This window comes from Azospirillum sp. B506 (assembly GCF_000333595.1).
In the GTDB taxonomy this organism is placed as follows: domain Bacteria; phylum Pseudomonadota; class Alphaproteobacteria; order Azospirillales; family Azospirillaceae; genus Azospirillum.
Map to the genome: position 1 here is coordinate 1 of NZ_BADK01000432.1, position 952 is coordinate 952.

1 pseudogene is annotated in these 952 nt (G+C 65.2%); it reads right to left on the bottom strand.

Annotation, left to right across the window (positions count from 1 at the left end):
- Positions 1 to 952, bottom strand: a pseudogene (locus I71_RS13270) (hypothetical protein); the annotation flags it as partial.

The window sequence follows — 952 nt, forward strand, 5'->3', positions numbered from 1 at the left end:
GGCCGTCGCCGTTACGGTCAAAGTGAAATCATCGTCGCTGTTCAACGGCGGCGTGATCTTCAGACCGGCAAGCTGGCTTGGCGTCAGCGTGATCGAGCCGTTGCTGATCGTCAGGGCAGTGCCGGCATCATTGCTGAGATGCGCACCATCGGGGATGCCGCTGATGGTGATCGTCAGCGCTTCGGACCCGTCGGTGTCGGTCAGCGCCGGGGTGATCGTCAGCGCAATGGCGGTGTCTTCATCGCCACGCGCAGCAGCCACCGACAGGGTCGGCGTGTCGGTCACCGGATCGACCGTCACATGCAGCGTCTGCGTCGTCGTCGCAACCGCCGCACTGCCGTCCTTGGCCGTCGCCGTCACGGTCAGATCGAAGTCCACGTCGCTGTTCAACGGCGGCGTGATCTTCAAGCCGGCAAGCTGCGCCGGTGTGAGGGTGACCGAGCCGTTGCTGATCGTCAGGGCAGTGCCGGCATCATTGCTGAGATGCGCACCGTCGGGGATGCCGCTGATGGTGATCGTCAGCGCCTCGGACCCGTCGGTGTCGGTCAGGGCCGGGGTGATCGTCAGCGCAATGGCGGTGTCCTCGTCACCCCGCGCGGCTGAAACCGCCAGGGTCGGCGTGTCCGACACCGGATCGACCGTAACCACCAGTGATTCGCTGACGCTGACCGGAGCGGCACTGCCGTCCTTGGCCGTCGCCGTTACGGTCAAAGTGAAATCATCGTCGCTGTTCAGCGGCGGCGTGATCTTCAGACCGGCCAACTGGCTTGGCGTCAGCGTGATCGAGCCGCCGGAAATCGTCAGCACGTCACCAGCAACGTTGCTGAAATGGGCACCGTCGGGGATGCCGCTGATGGTGATCGTCAGCGCCTCGGACCCGTCGGTGTCGGTCAGCGCCGGGGTGATCGTCAGCGCAATGGCGGTGTCCTCATCGCCCCGCGCGGCTGAAACC